Raw genomic sequence first — 20,048 nt, 5'->3', positions numbered from 1 at the left:
GGATAAAACAGTGGCGATTGACGCGCAACCAGCAATGGCAATGAATCGGTTAACAGAATAAAGAGGGAAATATTCCTCAATAATCTTTCTGTTATTTTTTGATCCGCATGATGACGGATTCACCGACGGTCACAGATCCACTGACTTTAGTTAACTCTTTGATTTCGTCCATGTTCGAAATAACAACAGGTGTTAAGGTTGATTTAGCTCTTTCTTCCAAAAATGCCAGATCAAACTCTAAAACCAAATCGCCTTTTTGTACCCGCTGGCCTTCTTCGGCAATACGTTTAAAACCCTCACCTTTCAGTTCAACGGTATCAATACCAAAATGGACGAATAGCTCAATGCCACTATCAGATTCGATAGAAAAAGCGTGATTAGTTTCGAAGATTTTACCGATGGTGCCATCAACTGGAGCGACAATTTTGTTGCCGGTTGGTTTAATAGCAATACCATCCCCAACAATTTTTTCGGCAAAAACAACATCAGGAACATCTTCAATATTAACTATTTCACCTGACAATGGGGCGATAATTTCAATACTGCCGCTGTTTTTTTTATCGTCTGAAACCAGAGATTTCAATTTATCAAGCAGACCCATGAATCTTCTCCTAATTGTTTTAATGGGACCGTATTCTGGCTAATTTTTTAGCAGAGTGTTTTTTCTCTGGTAAAGGTGTCAACCAAATCCATCAATTCCTGTGCGGTTGGCTGAGTCAAGGCTTGCCCTGCCAGTGCCTTTGCATCATCGTAATTAGTATTACGGATGATCTTCTTAATGCGTGGAATTGATATCGCACTCATACTGAACTCATCTAACCCCATGCCCAAGAGCAACAGCGTGGCACGTTCGTCACCGGCAAGTTCTCCACACATGCCCGTCCATTTACCTTCTGCGTGTGAGGCATCAATAACCTGCTTGATTAAGCTCAACACCGCGGGTGACATTGGGTTGTAGAGATGGGAAATCAGCTCATTACCACGGTCTACCGCAAGAGTATACTGAGTTAGATCGTTTGTCCCAATACTAAAAAAGTCAACTTCTTTTGCAAGATGATGAGCAATGGTTGCAGCAGCCGGCGTTTCCACCATGATGCCAACTTCAATCGATTCATCAAATGCCTTGTTTTCATTACGTAACTGCACTTTGAGTAATGTAAGCTCGGCTTTTAATTCCCGTATTTCTTCAACTGAAATAATCATTGGGAACATAATGCGCAGTTTACCAAATGCAGAAGCTCTCAGGATAGCACGTAATTGAGAATGTAAGATCTCTTTACGATCAAGGCAAATTCGGATCGCGCGCCAGCCGAGGAAGGGGTTCTCTTCTTTTGGCAGGTTCATGTAAGGCAGGTCTTTATCCCCACCAATGTCCATTGTACGAATAATGATGGCTTGATTACCCACGGCTTCTGCAACCGCTTTATAGGCTTCAAACTGTTCATCTTCCGTTGGCAGGGAGTCGCGATCCATAAACAGGAATTCAGTGCGGTATAAACCGACACCTTCGGCACCATTGCGTTCAGCACCCATGACGTCACGCACCGTACCGATATTGGCGCAAACTTCAACTTGGTGACCATCCAAGGTAATGGCTGGCAAGTCTTTTAGCTTCGCCAGTTCGGCTTTTTCGGTTAGATACTCGCTTTTTGCTGCTTTCAGTTTCTCGATTTCGCTATCAGATGGGTTCACATAAATGTGGTTATTAACCGCATCCAGAATCAGGTAACTGCCATTTTTGATTTGCTTGGTCGCATTGGTTGTACCCACAATTGCGGGTAACTCCAGAGAGCGAGCCATGATGGAAGTGTGAGAAGTCCGGCCGCCAAGATCGGTGATAAAACCCAATACCTTGTCCAGATTGAGTTGTGCGGTTTCTGACGGGGTCAGGTCACTGGCAACCAGAATGACTTCTTTTTCAATGGAGCCTAAGTCAATAATTGGCATACCCAGAATATTTCTCAGTAAACGCTTGCCAATATCACGGACATCGGCCGCCCGTTCCTTCAAATATTCATCATCCAGTTCTTCCAGCGCCCTGGCCTGATCTTCAATCACCGAATGGACGGCTGCATCGGCTGTCAGCAGATTCTTTTTAATCAGCGTGATAATTTCCTGCTCCAGCTCTTCATCTTCCAGCAACATGATGTGGCCTTCGAAGATTTCGGCCTTTTCTGCACCCAGATTTTTTTCGGCTGTTTCTCTAATTATCTCTAATTGTGCGGAAGATTTGTCGCGGCCTTGCTTAAAGCGGGAAATTTCTTGTTCTACTTGGTCAGGAATAATTTTTTTCTGATTGATAATGATGGGATCTTCTTTCAGTAATAGCGCTTTACCGAAAGCAATGCCTGGTGATACTAAGATGCCTGAAATCATATTATATGACCTTACTGCGGATGATTACCTTTCATTAAGCCTTCGGGGGAGAGGCTCAAAATATCCCCAGATTTTATTGCACTGGGGATAAACTGAATGAAATAGATTGGCTTGATTGAGCAGACAATTATTCCAATTCACCCATTAATTTAACTAAATGTTCAACTGCCTGTTGCTCATCTTCGCCTTCAGCAGCAATCGTTACGACTGTACCTTGAGTCAATCCCAGCGTTTGTAATTTGAACAGGCTTTTTGCGCTGGCAGACTTGCCTCCAGAAGACAGGGTAATGTCAGAAGCAAAACCTTTTGCTTCTTTGACAAATTGTGCCGCAGGGCGAGTGTGGAGGCCGTTTGGTGCAGTAATAGTAACTTCTTGCTGGAACATAGTATTTCCTCAATAACTTAAATATTCGTTGATGAGCCAAGCGAATTCAAAAAGTCAGTGTTGTTGAATTCGCTCCGGCTTGTACAACCGTTTAAATGATAACGAAACAAAGCGTATTCCCTTAGCTTTTCAAGTTATTGCTCTGTTGAGTGTCACTTGAAATTGATTGGGTCTATAATAATCATTATCAAAAAATTAACATACCTGATGCACTCAATTGTTGATTTGGTGTTAATGCCCACTATCCGAAGAATGGCCTAATTGAATAACGGTTTCTCTACCTGCTTGGCGATTAATTTCGTGCATCAAAATAATTACTGGTTAAATACTAAAGCTACTTGAATAAATCATCTAGGAAAGTTTTAAACTTTGATCCAATGCACAAAAAAGCACCCTGAAGGTGCTTTTTTATCAATATAGTGAAAAATTCTATTGCGTGATTTTTACTCACTGAGTAAGTCAGCAAACAAGACTGTACTGAGGTAACGTTCCGCCGAAGAAGGCAGGATAACAACGATATTTTTGTCTTTATAGGCATCTTCTTGCGCTATTCTGATGGCTGCGGCAACCGCAGCACCGGAAGAAATACCAGAAAGAATACCTTCTTTTTCAGTAAGTTCGCGTGCTGTTTGAATCGCTTCTTCATTGCTGATTTTAAATACACGGTCAACTAATGTTAAATCTAAGTTATCAGGAATAAAACCTGCGCCAATTCCCTGAATTTTATGCGGGCCGGGTTTAAGTTCTTCACCTGCCAGTTTTTGACTGATAACAGGTGAATCTTCGGGTTCTACCGCAACAATTGTCACGGGTTTGCCCCGCGTATTTTTCAAGTAACGGGCAACCCCTGTGATTGTGCCACCCGTTCCTACGCCGGCAACGAAAACGTCTACATCACCATCAGTATCTTCCCAAATTTCAGGGCCAGTGGTTTTTTCATGAATTTCAGGGTTGGCAGGATTGCTGAATTGTTGCAGGAGTACATAACGGCCAGGATCGCTGTCCCGGATTTCGTTAGCTTTCTCAATGGCGCCTTTCATGCCTTTTGCACCTTCGGTCAGCACCAAATTGGCACCCAGTACTTTTAGCAGCTTACGACGCTCAAGGCTCATCGTTTCAGGCATGGTCAGTGTCAACTTATAGCCACGGGCGGCTGCAACATAGGCCAGTGCAATCCCTGTATTACCACTGGTCGGCTCGATAAGTTCTTTATCTTTAGTCAGGATGCCACGTTTTTCCGCGTCCCAAATCATATTGGCACCAATGCGGCATTTTACACTGAAGCTGGGATTGCGAGATTCGACTTTTGCCAAGATGCGGCCATTGGCGAAATTTTTTAAGCGTACCAGCGGAGTGTGACCAATAGTCAACGAATTATCTTCATAAATTTTACTCATTGTTCGATTGCCCCTAAGATACTGTAAATACTTATACCGTAGATTAATACCGTAAACATTAGCTCAACCATACGCTAACATCCTATTTATGGAAATAAGGTTTCAGTCTATTCTTATTAGATAAAAGAATATTTGATGGTCATTTTATATTGTTTGGGTTATTTAAGATGAGTATAGCTTTTTAAACAAAGCCCCTGACAGAGGATAAAAATGTCAGGGGCTTTGTTGCTGTTGTAGGCAGAAAGATCGTAGGCAGAAGATCTGTTGGCAGAAGATTAAATCAGTTTGATGCTGTGCGATTCAGGGCGTATTGAGCACGGTAACGATCAACCCACATCGCAGTAGCCCCACAAACCGCAACGGGCATAATGAACAGGTTCACGACAGGGATCATGGTCAAAATGCTCACTGCGGCGCCGAATTGCAGGTTATCTATTTTGTTTTGGCGCAGGGTATTGCGCATGGTGGTAAAACTGACTTTGTGGTTATCAAAGGGATAATCACAGTATTGGATCGCCAGCATCCAGGCACTGAAAATAAACCAAAGGACAGGTGCGATGGTTTGGCCTATTCCGGGAATGAAATAAAGTAACAACAGGATGAGTGCACGCGGAATATAGTAAAGAATTTTCACCATTTCCCGTTTCAGGATACGGGGAGTATCTTGGAGTAAATCAACCATGCCGGTATCGGGGGCCGGAATGCCTGTCAGGTCGGCCTCCAGTTTTTCTGCCAGCAATCCATTAAAGGGTGAAGCGATAAAATTCGCGATAGTGCTGAAAAAATAGCTAAAAACCAATAAGATGGAAATGACTGCCAGTGGCCAGATTAAATAGCTTAACCACTGCATCCAGTCTGGTATTTTATCGAGGGTCCATTGTATCCAGCCACCCAGTTGATGATATAGCCACCAAAATGAACCACCTAGCAATAAGATATTGGCCAATAAAGGTAATAGAACGAATCTCTTAATGCCAGGGCGGGTTATCAGTTGCCAGCCTTGTGCAATATAGTGAAATCCACTTGAATGTTTTGGCGACGTTGTCGAATTCGTCATATTTTCTTATTCTCTCCCAGATGATTGAGACGGTATGATATAGGCAGGATTTTCTACTGACCAGTTGTTTTGTGGGTAAAAAACATCCGAAAAAACAGAGGATATATCGCTTTATGATAAGAAAAGCAGGTAGAGACTTGCACTTGTCTTATTTGACAAATACTCTTATCTAAAGAATATTCCGCCGTGGTGGCAATTAATTTAAACAACAGAGATAGCAATGATGCAGGATTTGCGTCTGATATTAATCGTTGTTGGTGCGATAGCCATAATAGCTTTGCTATTACATGGGTTGTGGACCAGCCGTAAAGAGCGTTCATCACTCTTTCGTGATCGCCCAGTTAAACGTCATAAACAGGGGCGTCAGGAAGAGTCAGGAGATAATGGTGGCGATGAACTGTTTGATAATACGCCTAAATCGCATGCTCAGGAGTTGGCAAAACCGCATACTGAACATCGTGCAGAGCCGACTATCGAACGTCGTGTGCCAGAATCACCCATCATCGCGCCTGATGATGGCTCAGATCCTTTACTTGCAGGGCATCAATCTGATGTATCCGCAGTCAAAGTGAAAGATGCCGGTGATCAACAGAAAGAACCACAACTTGGGTTGTTTGACTCGGTTGAAGGCGTTGAATTGAAAGCAGCCGGGGGAGCTGAGTCAGGTTTTGATATTGTGGAAGGGCAGCCAAAGACAGCGGAAAGTGAAGCACTGTCTGAATCTGAACAAGCCAAAAAAGAAACGGTGTTGGTATTGCATGTTGCTGCTCATCACGGGCAAGAACTGAACGGCGAAGTCTTGCTCCAGAGTATTTTACAGGCAGGCTTCCGGTTTGGTGAGATGAATATCTTTCATCGTCACCTGAATCCGTCGGGTAGCGGCGCGGTATTGTTCAGTTTAGCTAACATGGTCAAACCGGGTTCGTTTGATCCGGAGCGAATGGTCGATTTCACGACGCCCGGCGTTTCCATGTTTATGCTTGTGCCTTCATATGGCGATTCCAATCAGAATTTTAAGCTGATGTTGCAAGCAGCCCAGCGTATTGCCGCCGATGTAGGAGGGGTGGTTCTGGATGGTGAACGCAAGATGCTGACACCACAGATGATCGAACTCTATAAAGCGCGTATCCGCAATACACTCAATGTTGGTGAATAATCCCTCTTTTTAGTCTTGAACCCCCGCTAGCCGGGGGTTTTTCATCTCTGGTGAGAAGTCATGGAAAATATCATTCAAAAAATCAATGAATTAAAAATAAAATTACGTCATCACGAATACTTGTATCATGTCATGGATGCGCCAGAGATCCCTGATGCAGAATATGATCGCCTGATGCGGGAATTAAAAGCACTGGAAGAGCAGCATCCCGCATTGATTACGGCTGATTCTCCTACCCAACGCGTGGGTGCCGCACCATTAACGGCGTTTGAGCAGGTACGTCATGAAATCCCGATGTTATCTCTGGATAACGTATTTGATGAAGAAAGTTATCTGGCATTTGACAAGCGCGTTCGTGATCGCTTGAAAGACAGTCAGGCGCTGGTGTTCTGTTGCGAGCTAAAACTGGATGGTCTGGCGGTCAGTTTACTGTACGAAAATGGGGAATTAGTACAAGCCGCAACGCGTGGCGATGGAACCACAGGGGAGAATATTACCGCCAACGTTCGTACCATTCGCGCCATTCCCCTGCGCCTGAAAGGGGACAATATTCCCGCCCGTGTTGAAATTCGTGGCGAAGTCTTTATGAAGCAAGCCGGGTTTGAAAAATTCAACCAAGAAGCGCGTCGCACGGGCAATAAAGTCTTCGCGAATCCCCGCAATGCCGCAGCGGGATCATTGCGCCAGCTCGATCCCCGTATTACGGCCAAACGCCCGCTGACTTTCTGCTGCTATGGCGTCGGTGTGCTGGAAGGCGGGGAGTTGCCCGCAAGTCATTATGAACGCCTGATGCAGTTTAAGCGCTGGGGGCTGCCTGTCAGTGACAAAGTGAAATTATGTCAGGGAACGCAACAGGTGATGGATTTCTACCGTGACACTGAACAGCAACGGCCGGCACTGGGCTTTGATATTGATGGGGTGGTGGTTAAGGTCGATTCCCTCGAATTACAGGAAAGATTGGGCTTTGTTGCCAGAGCGCCGCGTTGGGCAACGGCTTTCAAATTTGCCGCCCAAGAACAGATAACTGTTGTCCGTGATGTTGAGTTTCAGGTAGGACGTACCGGTGCCATTACGCCGGTTGCCCGTTTGGAACCCGTCTTGGTGGCCGGTGTGACGGTCAGTAATGCCACGCTGCACAATGCCGATGAAATTGAACGTCTGGGGCTGCGTATTGGTGATACGGTGATTGTTCGCCGTGCCGGCGATGTTATTCCGCAAGTTGTCGGCGTTGTTGATGAAAACAGACCCGCAGAAACTCAGGAAGTGATTTTCCCGACACATTGTCCGGTTTGTGACTCAGATATAGAGCGTGTCGAAGGTGAAGCGGTCGCCCGTTGTACCGGTGGTCTGTTCTGCGGAGCACAACGCAAAGAGGCATTGAAACATTTTGTGTCCCGCCGTGCGATGGATGTTGATGGCATGGGCGAAAAAATCATTGAACAACTTGTCGATAAAGAATATGTCAAAACGCCAGCCGATCTTTTCCGCTTGACGGCCGGAAAATTAACGGGCCTTGAGCGGATGGGGCCGAAGTCTGCGCAAAATGTCATTAATGCTTTGGAGAACGCGAAGAAAACCACGTTTGCGCGTTTCATTTACGCTTTGGGCATTCGTGAAGTCGGCGAAGCGACAGCCGTCAATTTGGTTGCCCATTTTGGCACACTGGAAAAATTGCGTGCAGCAGACATTGATGCGCTGATTGCGGTGCAGGATGTCGGCGGTGTTGTTGCCCGGCATGTCGTGAATTTCTTTAATGAACCGCATAATCAGGCAGTCATTGATGATCTGATTAATAATATGGGTATCCATTGGGGATCCGCTGAAAGCCTGAACTTGGATGAGGTGGACAGTCCATTTGCTGGCAAGACAGTGGTATTGACTGGTTCGTTGAGCCGTTTATCCCGCGACGAAGCTAAAGATAAGCTGACAGCCTCAGGCGCTAAAGTGACAGGCAGTGTGTCGAAAAAAACCGATCTGGTGATTGCCGGCGAAGCAGCGGGTTCCAAGTTAGCTAAAGCAACTGAATTGGGGATCCCTGTTATTGATGAAGAGGAAATGCTCCGTTTATTGGGGGAATAATACGCGTTCCACTAATCATATGCGTTCCACTTAAGGAAGCGATGATTAAAGTGTGATCGGGTTAGCTAAATAGGAATTTGCCACCACCAATATAGTGTATTAATGTGATAATAATCTAATTTTATTATTATGTATTGCATAAAATACATTATAAATTTGCACAAAATTGTGTTTGGAGCGCGTCTTTATGTCTCATATTTTTCATTTTTTCCTCGCATTGGTCGTGATTGGCGGCTTGGCGGTTTTAGCCAGTAATAACCGGAAGGGTATCAGAATTCGTTATATTGTTCAGTTGCTTATAATCGAACTCTTTCTGGCTTGGTTCTTCCTGAACTCTGATGCGGGTTTAGGAATAGTTAAAGGATTTGACGCTTTATTCGTCCAATTATTGTCTTATGCGGCAAAAGGCACCAGCTTTGTTTTCGGTGGCATGATAGAAGCAAATTTGGCCTTTTTCTTCCTGAATGTATTGTGTCCTATCATCTTTATCTCTGCCCTGATTGGTATTTTGCAGCACATCAAAGTGCTGCCAATTATCATTCGTGCGATAGGGACAGTCCTGTCTAAAATTAACGGCATGGGTAAACTGGAATCATTTAATGCGGTGAGTTCATTGGTTCTAGGGCAATCAGAGAACTTTATTGCTTACAAGAATGTGCTGGGCAAAATGTCTGAGCGCCGGATGTATACGATGGCGGCAACGGCAATGTCCACGGTATCTATGTCTATTGTTGGTGCTTACATGACAATGCTGGATGCAAAGTATGTGGTTGCAGCACTGATCCTCAATATGTTCAGCACCTTTATTATCTTGTCGCTCATCAATCCTTACTCTGTTGAGAGTGAAGAAGAAATCCAGATGAGCAACCTCCATGAAGGGCAAAGTTTCTTTGAAATGCTGGGCGAATATATTCTGGCGGGTTTCAAGGTGGCTTTGATTGTTTCTGCGATGCTGATCGGTTTTATCGCCTTGATCGCAGGGATTAACGCCATTTTCCAGTTGGTATTTGGGATTACTTTTCAGGAGTGCATGGGATATGTGTTCTATCCGTTTGCATGGATCATTGGCATTCCAAGTGATGAAGCACTGAAAGTCGGCAGTATCATGGCGACCAAGATGGTTTCCAATGAATTTGTGGCGATGCAGAGCCTGCAAGAAATGGCGACTCAACTGAGTGATCGTTCGAAAGGTATCCTGTCAGTATTTTTGGTTTCTTTCGCTAACTTTTCATCCATCGGGATTGTTGCTGGCGCGATTAAGGGGCTGGATGAAAAACAGGGTAATACTGTTGCACGTTTTGGCTTGAAATTACTGTTTGGCTCAACGCTGGTGAGCTTCCTGTCCGCAGCCATTACCGGATTGATTATGAGCATCTGATTGATTTTATCGTTAGATTTGATAAGAACAATCGAAAGTGGCATCTTGGCAGATGCCACTTTTTTTATATTTATCAATCTACACGGAGACTCATAATGGGCTATTTTGACGGGAAAATTGCGATTGTCACAGGCGCGACAACAGGCGTTGGCGAGGGCATTGCACCTTACACTACCGCCAAACATGGTGTACTTGGTTTGACACGTTCCGTCGCCTTGGAGTTCGCAGATAAAGGTGTCCGTATTAATGCCGTGGGGCCAGGTTATGTTGATACGCCGCACATGCAAACACTACCCGCAGAAGTCCGGGAATGGATGGCAAATAGTCATCCAATGAAACGCATGGCAACCAGAGAAGAAGTCGCAAAAACAGTGGCATTTTTACTGTCAGATGAAAGCTCATTTACAACGGGTGCTTTTTACGCGATTGATGGTGGTTACACGGCACAGTAGTGTAAGGAGGCCAGATGTGGGTATAGCGGGTCTATAAGGAAAAATCCCTGAAAACTTGCGTCTTCAGGGATTTCTGAATTTTGGTGGAGCTAAGCGGGATCGAACCGCTGACCTCTTGCATGCCATGCAAGCGCTCTCCCAGCTGAGCTATAGCCCCACAAATAAGGTTCAGGTTTTGAATACCAAATACTGACTGGAAATTACAAGTATTTGGTGGAGCTAAGCGGGATCGAACCGCTGACCTCTTGCATGCCATGCAAGCGCTCTCCCAGCTGAGCTATAGCCCCAAATCAAAATCCTGTGGAACGGGGCGAATCATATGCAACCCAGAGAATTCTGTCAATGAATTCATTAATATTCTCGGTGTAAGCGTTGAAAAAGCCGCCAATGACCGATTTTCAGAGTAAAAAATAAAGGCACGACAATAAATTGAGTGCCTTTATTATTCCTTTATTTACGCCGCATTATTGATGTAACGTATTGACGTCACTTCGCAACATGGCGGTTTACTGTGCTTCACGCTGCGCAATATAAGCCAGCGCTTTATCAATACGGGACAGTGAACGCGCTTGGTTAATGGCATGGATTGTGACATCAACACTTGGCGACTGACCTGCACCGGTTACCGCAACCCGCAGTGGCATACCGACTTTACCCATGCCAACTTCCAGTACGTCAGCCGTGGCCTGAATAGCGTGATGGATATTTTCAGGTGTCCATTCAGTTATCGCAGCCAGTTTCGCGCGGGCAACCTCCAATGGCTGGCGGGCAACAGGGCGCAGATGTTTTTTCGCCGCATCTGCATCAAATTCAGCGAACTCTTCATAGAAATAACGGCAAGATGCGGCCATCTCTTTTAGCGTCTTGCAGCGCTCACCCAGCAGCTTGATCAAATCAACCAGTTCTGGGCCAGTGCGGGTATCAATCCCTTGTTGTTCAATATGCCATGCTAAATGTACAGCCACTTTCTCTGCCGGCAGGGTATTGATGTAATGATGGTTCAGCCATTGCAGTTTTTCAGTATTGAATGCACTGGCGGATTTGCTGATAGCATTAAGGCTAAACAGTTCAGTCATTTCTTCAACACTGAAAATTTCCTGATCGCCATGTGACCAGCCCAGACGAACCAGATAGTTCAACAGCGCTTCTGGCAGATAACCATCATCACGGTATTGCATGACACTGACAGCGCCGTGACGTTTGGACAGTTTTTTACCATCGTCGCCAAGGATCATAGAAACATGGGCATATTCCGGAACCGGAGCACCCAGCGCTTTCAGGATATTGATCTGACGCGGCGTGTTGTTGATATGGTCTTCGCCACGAATAACGTGGGTGATTTCCATATCCCAATCATCAATCACCACACAGAAATTATAAGTGGGTGAGCCGTCGGTACGGCGAATGATCAAATCATCCAGCTCTTGGTTGCTGAATTCAATCGGGCCACGGATGCTGTCATTAAAAACAACGGAACCTTCTTGCGGGTTGCGGAAACGTACAACATGTGGCTCATCGTGGCTGTGCTGGCACTCGCTATCACGGCATCGGCCGTCATAACGTGGCTTTTCACCATTAGCCATCTGGGTTTCACGCAGTTGTTCCAAATGTTCTTTAGAGCAGTAACAGCGGTAAGCAGTACCTTGCGCCAACATGTTATCAATAACATGGTTGTAACGGTCGAAACGTTTGGTCTGATAATAAGGGCCTTCATCCCAATTCAGGTTTAACCAGTTCATCCCGTCCATAATTGCGTCAATGGCTTCTTGGGTGGAACGCTCCAGATCGGTATCTTCGATGCGAAGAACGAATTCACCTTTATTGTGGCGACTGTATAACCAGGAATAAAGCGCAGTACGCGCACCACCAACATGCAGATAGCCGGTAGGACTTGGTGCAAAACGGGTTTTAATTTTACTCATCAGGAATTGCCTTAATTACCTTTCTCTTAATAAGGGGAGCATTTTATCACTGCACTTCAATTCCTCAATGGCGTTAACGATAGGTAGTTGAGAAAAGCCAAAATAGGTTGACTAATTGATACCCTAACGTGATTATAATTGTTTCATTCTGTTTAATTTTCCGACGAACGGTGGTTTTGCTAATAAAAAGCGTTGACTCACCTCGAACTATCCCTATAATGCGACTCCATCACGACGGGGCGATTAGCTCAGTTGGTAGAGCATCTCCCTTACAAGGAGGGGGTCATCAGTTCGAATCTGGTATCGCCCACCATATTTTCTCGTCGTGATAAAAATGATTTTATGATTGGGCGATTAGCTCAGTTGGTAGAGCATCTCCCTTACAAGGAGGGGGTCATCAGTTCGAATCTGGTATCGCCCACCAATCATAAATCAGTGGTATTGATGTCGTTATAGTCATCTTGAAGTGGGCGATTAGCTCAGTTGGTAGAGCATCTCCCTTACAAGGAGGGGGTCATCAGTTCGAATCTGGTATCGCCCACCACTTCATCAGGTGTTTCGTAACAGTATCACATTGGTATTTAGAATGGGTCGTTAGCTCAGTCGGTAGAGCAGTTGACTTTTAATCAATTGGTCGCAGGTTCGAATCCTGCACGACCCACCATTCAAATATCAAAATCAAAATTATCTAATTGGGTCGTTAGCTCAGTCGGTAGAGCAGTTGACTTTTAATCAATTGGTCGCAGGTTCGAATCCTGCACGACCCACCATTTAGATAGCAAAATCAGAATTACCTAGTTGGGTCGTTAGCTCAGTCGGTAGAGCAGTTGACTTTTAATCAATTGGTCGCAGGTTCGAATCCTGCACGACCCACCATTTAGGCCTGAACTCTGAAGTGGGCGATTAGCTCAGTTGGTAGAGCATCTCCCTTACAAGGAGGGGGTCATCAGTTCGAATCTGGTATCGCCCACCACTTCTGTTTACCAACTTCCCGTTATCGTCCTTTTGGCTATTTCGCCTTTAATCCATAACCCTTTAATTTTTCCAGAACCTGCTGCATTTCTGCCGTAGCGAGTATTGGAACGGTCTCCACAATTGGCAGCACTTTTAAGTAAAGTTGTGCCAATATCTCAATCTCATTTGCCAGCCATAGTGCTTTTTCCAGACTCATTTCCATTGCAATCATGCCATGATGCTGCATCAATAATGCCTTACTGTGGGTGATCCCTTTCTTCACATTGTCAGCCAGTTTAGTTGTCCCAAACGTGGCATAGGGAATGCAGGGAACGTGATCGGTGCCTGTCACCGCGATCATATAGTGAATGGCGGGTATCGCATGATTGAGAATGGAGACGGCCGTTGCATTAACCGCATGATTATGTACAACGGCATTGAGATCAGGACGGGCTTGATAGCAAGAGAGATGAAAATGCCACTCGCTTGAAGGCACTTTATCGGCTGCATATTCACCTTGATAACTGACATGGACGATTTGATCCGGTGTGAGCTTTTCATAAGCGATGCCACTGGGCGTAATCAAAAAACCGTCTTGATAGCGGGCGCTGATATTGCCTGATGTGCCTTGATTCAATCCAAGTGCGTTCATTTTAAGGCAAGCTGCAATAATCTCTTGGGCGATTTGCTCTCTATTCATCATTTTCACCTTCGTGATAATTACGGTTGCCCACACAAATCAGGGAAAAGAGCCTGTAATCCTTCCGCACTGGCATCGCAAATTCCTCGTTCAGTTATCAATCCGGTGATAAGTTCAGCAGGTGTCACATCAAAAGCATAATTTCCACAAGATGTTCCTGCTGGTGCTGTATTGACCCAACTTCGTATACCTTCCGGTGTGATGCCATATACGTGGGATTGTTCTTCGCCCGAACGCTGTTCAATGGGAATTTCTTTTACCCCATTCCAGACGGTAAAATCCAGCGTCGGGGATGGCAGAGCAACATAAAAAGGCACCTGATTGGCTTTGGCTGCCAGTGCCTTGAGATAAGTTCCGATTTTGTTGCATACATCGCCTCGTGCGGTTGTCCGGTCTGTGCCGACAATACAGAGATCAACTTTACCGTGTTGCATCAAATGCCCGCCGGCGTTATCAGCAATCAACGTATGAGGTACACCGTGTGAACCTAATTCAAAAGCGGTTAATCCCCCTTGATTACGTGGGCGGGTTTCATCAACCCAGACATGAACCTTGATCCCTGCATCATGCGCCATATAAATAGGAGCCAGTGCGGTTCCCCAATCTACCGTCGCGAGCCAGCCGGCATTACAGTGAGTTAAAATATTGACGGTTTTGTCGGTTGGTTTGGTTGCTGCGATGCGCTGGATTATTTTTAGTCCGTGCTCACCAATTTTGCGACAGAGTTCCACATCTTCATCTGCAATTTCATTGGCGATACGATAAGCCGTTGCTTCACGTTGTGAATGCTGGCTATTTTCCAGTACTTGATATGTCCGATCCAAAGCCCACTTTAAATTGATCGCGGTGGGGCGGGTTTTAACCAAAATGGCGTAAGCCTGCCGCAAATTTTCATCGCTGTTTTCCTGACGCATTGCCAAGGCCATACCATATGCGGCAACCGCCCCAATCAAAGGCGCTCCCCGTACCCACATTTCTTTGATGGCGGTTGCCGCATCTTGCAGAGTGCGTAGTTGAACAGCCTGCACCTCAAAAGGAAGTTTGGTCTGATCGAGAATTTCGACAGTATAACCATCGTCAGCCAGCCAAACAGAACGATAATGAGTGCCATTAATTTTCATATCAACCTCTTAACACTGTGCAATATAACGTCTAATGAGCGAAAAAGTCAGGTAATTTTCCCGATTTACTATCAATTCCCGTGCCAGTTTCAGCGCCCGCTTCTCACAGATAGCACGCTGGTTTTGATCTTCAATCTGTTTGAAATCGGCAACACCGGCAAACCCGACAATACGGCGATTGATCTCCAGACCGGCATAGGCGAGCGTGTCTTTCAATAAGGTGGACAGAAAATCGTCTTGTACTGTTTTTAAGAAGGACGCATCGAACGAACCTTGCTGATAAAGCACGACAGGATAGGCATCCCCACCCTCTTTTTCATGCCATAACTGACGGAAATGGCGTTCAAACACTGACCAGGTTGTTTCTATTTGCGCCAGAAGCCAGTTTTGATAATCAACACATTGCGCACGATTTTCCCGTAAGGCGGGTTGGGCAAAATAAGCCATCAACAAGTTACCGATGTAGTTACCGATATCAAACGCCATGGGACCCATGAAACTGAATTCCGGATCAATGACCTTGGTAGAATCTGGGGTCACCATGATTGATCCAGAATGGAGATCACCATGCAGCAAGGCTTGGGCTTGCGTCATGAATTGATACTTATACTGCATGGCAGTTTGAATGAGTGCCCGATCTTGCCAGATGGAGTAAATTTCATCGTCAAGCTGAGGCGTCGTCCAGTTATTTCTCCCTGCATTAAAATAGGGTTCAGTAAAAATAAGATCTTCAGTGATTTTGCAAAGTTCATGATTACTGGCGAAACGAGCAGTGAGATTTTTTTTCTCTTTACTGCTCATGCCAATATCGGAAGTATGGAACAGAGTATTTGCAAGAAAAATTCCCACATCTTCGGCGAGATGAGGAAGTTTGTCCCCAGCGATAAGGCGGTTACGTAGAATAATATGCTGAGACAAATACTCCATAACAAAAAGAGACATCTTCTCATCATAAAAATAGACATCAGGAACATAGGCTTTGGCGACTCTTTTTTCTTCAATCAGGGCATGATATTCAAAATGCGAACGCATAAGGGAAAGCGCCCATGACTCACCCGCAGCCCGGACATAAGGCAGGGCTTGTTTCACGACAATTGTTTTTTCTGTTCCAGAGACAATAAAGACTAAATTGAGATTTCCATCACCCACTTCTTGAATTTGCCAGGTTTCAGGGGAACCGCCGAGTGAAAGGGGAGTTGGTAAATTTTTAGCAAGATAATGCGATAAAGATCCGCAAGTTTGTGGGATATACCCTGTAGGGACATGAGCAGACATTATTTTTCATCCTGATAATTTCATGAAGGAAAATTCATAAACGGCACAGCGATAACTCATTCTGCTGTAATGGAATTAACATTGGCTAACTATAGATATGCAAAAGTAAGCTGTCTGTGATGGAACTAGAATATCAGCTATGTTTGAGGTTTTGGCAGAGGAGGAAGGCCATAAGCCGCCCTAGCACGATCACAACTTTCATTATAATCACCCGTCTCCCAGGCTTGAGGAAATTCTCTGCAAGGAGAGGGCCTTTTGTCATAAATAGAGCAGGAAACCGACTTGCCAATTTCACCGCATAAATTGATACATCGGGGGTGAGATTCATTGGTGCCTTTCATGCAGCGCATGAAATCATTCAATTTTTCGGTCATGGATACAGGCACTGTACCGCCGCCATCCTCAGCTTCGGCCCAATAAAATGAAACACGAAAATAGGCGCAACACGCGCCGCAACTAATACAGGGATTATCTTGTAATGTAGCTTGAGAAATTAACGTTTGGCTCATACCAGATGTCACTAATCTGATGGTTAAGATCCACACTTAGGTTAAATAACCTTACCCTTAAAAGCACATTTTGCAAGTTGTAGTGTTATTGACTACAACCTGAAGCCTATTGAGTTTTTCATTACTCCTTAAGCAATTTAAATATAGCAGGATAAACCTTATCTAAATCAATGTTATTGACATTTTCAGGATCATATAAGGTGATACATTTATCTTCTGTCGCCAGAGGTGCCCAATTTTCAGGTTTTGTTACACCGTAAAAGGCAACAAATTTTTTCTGTAATGAGGCAGCTAAATGACAGATACCTCCATCACCGATAATAATCAGTGTCATACTATTCAATAAAACTAAAAAAGAACTTAGCGAATCAGAGACGACAATTTCACTATTTTTCCCTATACGTGATCTTAAATCCTCAGCTAAAAGAATATCCTGCTTAAACGAAGAAATGATGAATTTAGCCTTTGGATAATTTTCAAGTATTTTATTTGCTATTAGCGTCAGGCGCTCATTATTAATTAAGCTGTATTTTCGGTTATTAGAAACAGAAAATAAAATCATGGGGGATTGATATTCAATGGGTTGAAGCGTATTTTCCGATTTAATATAAGGGAAAAACTCAGGAGATAATTTATCCTCATTAGGTGAGAATATACGCAATAATTTTAATGCCTGATGATAACCATTAACATGTCCCTGCTTCACTGGGCAGTTAATTAACTTTGAATGCCAGTGCTTATCTGTAACAACAGCATAGCGTTTTTTCGCACCTAATAGCCATAAGAATAGATTATTTAATTTCATAGGCGTAGGTTTGGCTGATATAGCAATATCAATTTTTTTTCGGCGAAATAATAACGCAGTTTTAATAATAGATAGGTATTTATTTCCTTTTGGAATAATATGAATATTGATTTCAGGACACAAATAACGAGCAAGTTCAGCATTGCCAGCATCTATAAATAGGTTAATCTCTGCGTTGGGATAGGTTTTCTGTAAAAATTTTATTAATGGTTGAGTACAAATAAGATCACCCAGTCCATTGCGGCGTAATATGGCTATTTTCATATAATTTTATTAAAACAAACCCTATTGTGTAAAATTGGTTTAACTATAGCCGAAAGTAGAGAATAATGGTATAGGATTTTGTTATTTATCACCTTATTAAGGTTATGTAACACCAAAAAAAATAGGAGGATGTCTATTGTCAGGAAGTGCAATAGAATTGAACATTTATGGTAATCATCACATGAAACAGCGATGCACCATCATTGTTGCTAATTTATGTATCAGTTGCTTAAAAATGCAGAAGATTTCATGGAAACTGCTTCATTACAACAGAAAAAAACGGAACAATAAAAAAGGGTGTGTCACTATTATGAAAATTTATTTATAAATAAAACCACCTCATGATATTTTGCTGTAAATAACATAATAAATAGTTGTTCTATTTTCCATCTAAAGAATTAATCGAAGATATTTTTTAAGTTCATTAAGATATTCAGGATTTTTTTCTAACAACCAGTGTAAAATTTTAGCGTTATCTAATAGCTTATTTATATATGATTTTGCTATGACCAATTTTAAAGTGTTTGCACCATAGATTTCTTCAATTCGCTTTGTTTCATTCTGTATTAAAAGATGTAGTGCAAAACTCTTGCTAAAATTAGCAAAACTCACCATTATATTGGCAACTTCTATTTGTCGCAAGGGCTTCATTTTCTTCAAAATATCAAATGTAGCTCTAGGGATATGTTTGTCTGATAGTAGAGAAACTACTTCTGAATCAATACCATTAAGAATTTGAGACCTACCTCTTAGGGTTTCAATGGAAATTCCTAATGATGAGCTAAGTTTTTCTATTGATACTCTTTCTAACGCCAGTTTTAACATTTTTTGCTCTTGGATTATTGTTAATCTGTTAACTTGTTTATTTGGAGTGTACGCGTCATCTAAGGTGGATATTAAACTTGCGATCTTATCAAATCCAAGTTCTTTCATCGCTTCGACCCGCAAATGCCCATCTAAAATCTTTATGGTATTTCCATTATTTTCTAGATATACAATTATCGGCTCTATAAGGCCTATTTCTTTTATAGAGGTTTTAATTTGAGAATATTTAACGCTTTGTTTTACGTTAGTTATTAATCCCTTTGATGGTGAAAGTTTTTTATGTCCAGATCTACAAACTTATCACCGAAACAGAACTTAATCATTTTAGTTCCCCTTCATTTTTTATAGAGTCTATAATTAGCGTTGGAATATATTCCATGTTTTAGGTTATTAGTATACTAACAAAATCTTTTTTTTGCAGAAGCTCTTGCATTATTTGCTTTATCAAAACTAGGTTTTGTGAAATATACTCTGATTTTGCATGTAAGGATTTATGTTTATCTATGTTATCTTGATAAAGCACCATCAGCTCCTCAGGAGAAATCTTCTTATTTCCCTTATTATGAATATATTCATTATTTTTGCTTCCTTTTTTCCCTCACTTCGTTGATCGAGAATATTTCTGATTTTTATAACATCTTTGCTTTTTATTAAACCTTTCTCATAAGCATTAAGGAATAGGTGTTGAGCCTCTTCGGTACTGCTTCTGGCAAACTCTACGGCCAAATATAAAGGGATCTTTCGATTCTCTACAGCAGATAATAGCTTTTTCTCGCCTTTAGAAAGTAACATTGTAATATTATTTACCCAATTTTTAGAATAACCAATGTATTCACTAATAACTGAGTCAGTTAGGCCTCTCAGTTTCATGTCCCTTACAACTTCGAATAGCTCAGCAGAGCTTGGGTTTCTTCTTGCTATGTTTTCCACGAGACTCATAATATATCCATCCTCTTCGTCAACATCCTTAATAATGGCTGGAATTTTTGTTTCTCCTAAATTAATAAGAGCTTCAAGTCTCCCTTGTCCACATATTAATGCATACTCAAATTCTCCATCTTTTATCTCTCTTAAAGAAACAGGTTTTCTTAATCCTGTTTTCTCAATGTTTTCCTTAATCTCATTATGAATAAATTTGTTTCTTGTCCGTGGATTAGCTATTTTTATTGATTTAATGTCAACTAATATTATTTTATGATTGTTAAAGGAATTCTGATTCATACGGCCTCCTGTATGGATGTTCTTTCTATCATATGATAAAAATCATCCAAACTATCAAATCGATATAACTCTAAATGGAAAGGATTATTTTCAGACAAGATGATTTTTTCAAAAACGAAATCTAAAGAAGGAAAAATATAATAATCTACGGGATGGTGATTGGTACTATCCA

Annotated in this window: 17 protein-coding genes and 9 tRNA genes; 11 read left to right on the top strand and 15 right to left on the bottom strand. The window is 42.9% G+C overall.

Translation table 11 applies throughout. The annotated features are described in order from the left end of the window. Positions 1-91: 91 nt before the first annotated feature. The 5 genes from crr to cysZ form a co-directional block, all read right to left on the bottom strand. Positions 92-601, bottom strand: coding sequence for a PTS glucose transporter subunit IIA (gene crr, locus PSI17_RS11095; RefSeq protein ID WP_045971613.1), 510 nt, complete (start codon positions 599-601; stop codon positions 92-94). 47 nt (positions 602-648) lie between these two features. Next, positions 649-2,376, bottom strand: coding sequence for a phosphoenolpyruvate-protein phosphotransferase PtsI (gene ptsI / locus PSI17_RS11090; RefSeq protein WP_273552046.1), 1,728 nt, complete (start codon positions 2,374-2,376; stop codon positions 649-651). Between the two features lie 127 nt (positions 2,377-2,503). Beyond that, a complete protein-coding gene (gene ptsH / locus PSI17_RS11085) occupies positions 2,504-2,761 on the bottom strand; it encodes a phosphocarrier protein Hpr (RefSeq protein WP_273552045.1) in 258 nt (85 codons plus the stop codon). Positions 2,762-3,204: 443 nt separating this feature from the next. Then, on the bottom strand, positions 3,205-4,158 hold the full coding sequence (gene cysK, locus PSI17_RS11080; protein ID WP_273552044.1) for a cysteine synthase A: 954 nt from the start codon (positions 4,156-4,158) through the stop codon (positions 3,205-3,207). Positions 4,159-4,438: 280 nt separating this feature from the next. After that, positions 4,439-5,215, bottom strand: a complete 777-nt coding sequence (gene cysZ / locus PSI17_RS11075) for a sulfate transporter CysZ (RefSeq protein ID WP_273552043.1) — start codon at positions 5,213-5,215, stop codon at positions 4,439-4,441. Between the two features lie 220 nt (positions 5,216-5,435). Between cysZ and zipA the strand changes: the two genes are divergently transcribed. From zipA to PSI17_RS11055, 4 genes are all read left to right on the top strand, one after another. Further along, positions 5,436-6,371, top strand: a complete 936-nt coding sequence (gene zipA, locus PSI17_RS11070) for a cell division protein ZipA (RefSeq protein WP_273552042.1) — start codon at positions 5,436-5,438, stop codon at positions 6,369-6,371. 60 nt (positions 6,372-6,431) lie between these two features. After that, a complete protein-coding gene (gene ligA / locus PSI17_RS11065) occupies positions 6,432-8,450 on the top strand; it encodes an NAD-dependent DNA ligase LigA (RefSeq protein ID WP_273552041.1) in 2,019 nt (672 codons plus the stop codon). Positions 8,451-8,637: 187 nt separating this feature from the next. Then, on the top strand, positions 8,638-9,828 hold the full coding sequence (locus PSI17_RS11060; RefSeq protein ID WP_273552040.1) for a NupC/NupG family nucleoside CNT transporter: 1,191 nt from the start codon (positions 8,638-8,640) through the stop codon (positions 9,826-9,828). Between the two features lie 95 nt (positions 9,829-9,923). Continuing rightward, the gene (locus PSI17_RS11055) at positions 9,924-10,280 is read left to right on the top strand and encodes an SDR family NAD(P)-dependent oxidoreductase (RefSeq protein ID WP_273552039.1); all 357 of its coding nucleotides are present in this window, start codon (positions 9,924-9,926) and stop codon (positions 10,278-10,280) included. Between the two features lie 81 nt (positions 10,281-10,361). On the opposite strand, the gene PSI17_RS11050 is transcribed toward PSI17_RS11055, so the two are convergent. The 3 genes from PSI17_RS11050 to gltX all read right to left on the bottom strand — a co-directional run bounded on the left by PSI17_RS11050 (position 10,362) and on the right by gltX (position 12,202). Next, positions 10,362-10,437, bottom strand: a tRNA-Ala gene (locus tag PSI17_RS11050). A gap of 54 nt (positions 10,438-10,491) precedes the next feature. Further along, positions 10,492-10,567 (bottom strand) — tRNA-Ala (locus PSI17_RS11045). A 219-nt stretch (positions 10,568-10,786) separates the two neighbouring features. Further along, positions 10,787-12,202, bottom strand: coding sequence for a glutamate--tRNA ligase (gltX, locus tag PSI17_RS11040; RefSeq protein WP_273552038.1), 1,416 nt, complete (start codon positions 12,200-12,202; stop codon positions 10,787-10,789). A gap of 237 nt (positions 12,203-12,439) precedes the next feature. On the opposite strand from gltX, the gene PSI17_RS11035 reads away from it, so the two are divergent. From PSI17_RS11035 to PSI17_RS11005, 7 genes are all read left to right on the top strand, one after another. Further along, positions 12,440-12,515, top strand: a tRNA-Val gene (locus PSI17_RS11035). A gap of 35 nt (positions 12,516-12,550) precedes the next feature. Beyond that, positions 12,551-12,626: transfer RNA gene (locus tag PSI17_RS11030), tRNA-Val, on the top strand. 44 nt (positions 12,627-12,670) lie between these two features. After that, positions 12,671-12,746, top strand: a tRNA-Val gene (locus PSI17_RS11025). 44 nt (positions 12,747-12,790) lie between these two features. Next, positions 12,791-12,866, top strand: a tRNA-Lys gene (locus PSI17_RS11020). Between the two features lie 30 nt (positions 12,867-12,896). Beyond that, positions 12,897-12,972: transfer RNA gene (locus PSI17_RS11015), tRNA-Lys, on the top strand. 30 nt (positions 12,973-13,002) lie between these two features. Beyond that, positions 13,003-13,078, top strand: a tRNA-Lys gene (locus PSI17_RS11010). A 21-nt stretch (positions 13,079-13,099) separates the two neighbouring features. Beyond that, positions 13,100-13,175 (top strand) — tRNA-Val (locus PSI17_RS11005). A 36-nt stretch (positions 13,176-13,211) separates the two neighbouring features. Here PSI17_RS11005 and PSI17_RS11000 read toward each other — a convergent pair. The 7 genes from PSI17_RS11000 to PSI17_RS10965 form a co-directional block, all read right to left on the bottom strand. Further along, positions 13,212-13,856, bottom strand: coding sequence for an L-fuculose-phosphate aldolase (locus tag PSI17_RS11000; RefSeq protein WP_273552037.1), 645 nt, complete (start codon positions 13,854-13,856; stop codon positions 13,212-13,214). A gap of 20 nt (positions 13,857-13,876) precedes the next feature. Beyond that, positions 13,877-14,977: an S-methyl-5-thioribose-1-phosphate isomerase gene (gene mtnA, locus PSI17_RS10995; protein ID WP_273552036.1), complete on the bottom strand. Its 1,101-nt coding sequence runs from the start codon at positions 14,975-14,977 to the stop codon at positions 13,877-13,879. A gap of 9 nt (positions 14,978-14,986) precedes the next feature. Next, entirely contained in the window at positions 14,987-16,252 is a 1,266-nt protein-coding gene (gene mtnK, locus PSI17_RS10990) for an S-methyl-5-thioribose kinase (RefSeq protein ID WP_273552035.1), read from the bottom strand. Between the two features lie 137 nt (positions 16,253-16,389). Then, entirely contained in the window at positions 16,390-16,761 is a 372-nt protein-coding gene (locus PSI17_RS10985; protein ID WP_273552034.1) for a YkgJ family cysteine cluster protein, read from the bottom strand. 121 nt (positions 16,762-16,882) lie between these two features. Further along, entirely contained in the window at positions 16,883-17,830 is a 948-nt protein-coding gene (locus tag PSI17_RS10980) for a glycosyltransferase family 9 protein (protein WP_273552033.1), read from the bottom strand. 390 nt (positions 17,831-18,220) lie between these two features. After that, positions 18,221-18,829 (bottom strand): plasmid partitioning protein RepB C-terminal domain-containing protein, encoded by a 609-nt coding sequence (locus PSI17_RS10975; protein WP_443256025.1) that lies wholly within the window; start codon positions 18,827-18,829, stop codon positions 18,221-18,223. 351 nt (positions 18,830-19,180) lie between these two features. Beyond that, on the bottom strand, positions 19,181-19,876 hold the full coding sequence (locus tag PSI17_RS10965) for a ParB/RepB/Spo0J family partition protein (protein ID WP_273552031.1): 696 nt from the start codon (positions 19,874-19,876) through the stop codon (positions 19,181-19,183). Between the last annotated feature and the right edge of the window lie 172 nt (positions 19,877-20,048).

The organism is Xenorhabdus sp. IM139775, assembly GCF_028598745.1.
Classification (GTDB): domain Bacteria; phylum Pseudomonadota; class Gammaproteobacteria; order Enterobacterales; family Enterobacteriaceae; genus Xenorhabdus.
This window is presented reverse-complemented; position numbering and strand designations above follow the sequence as displayed.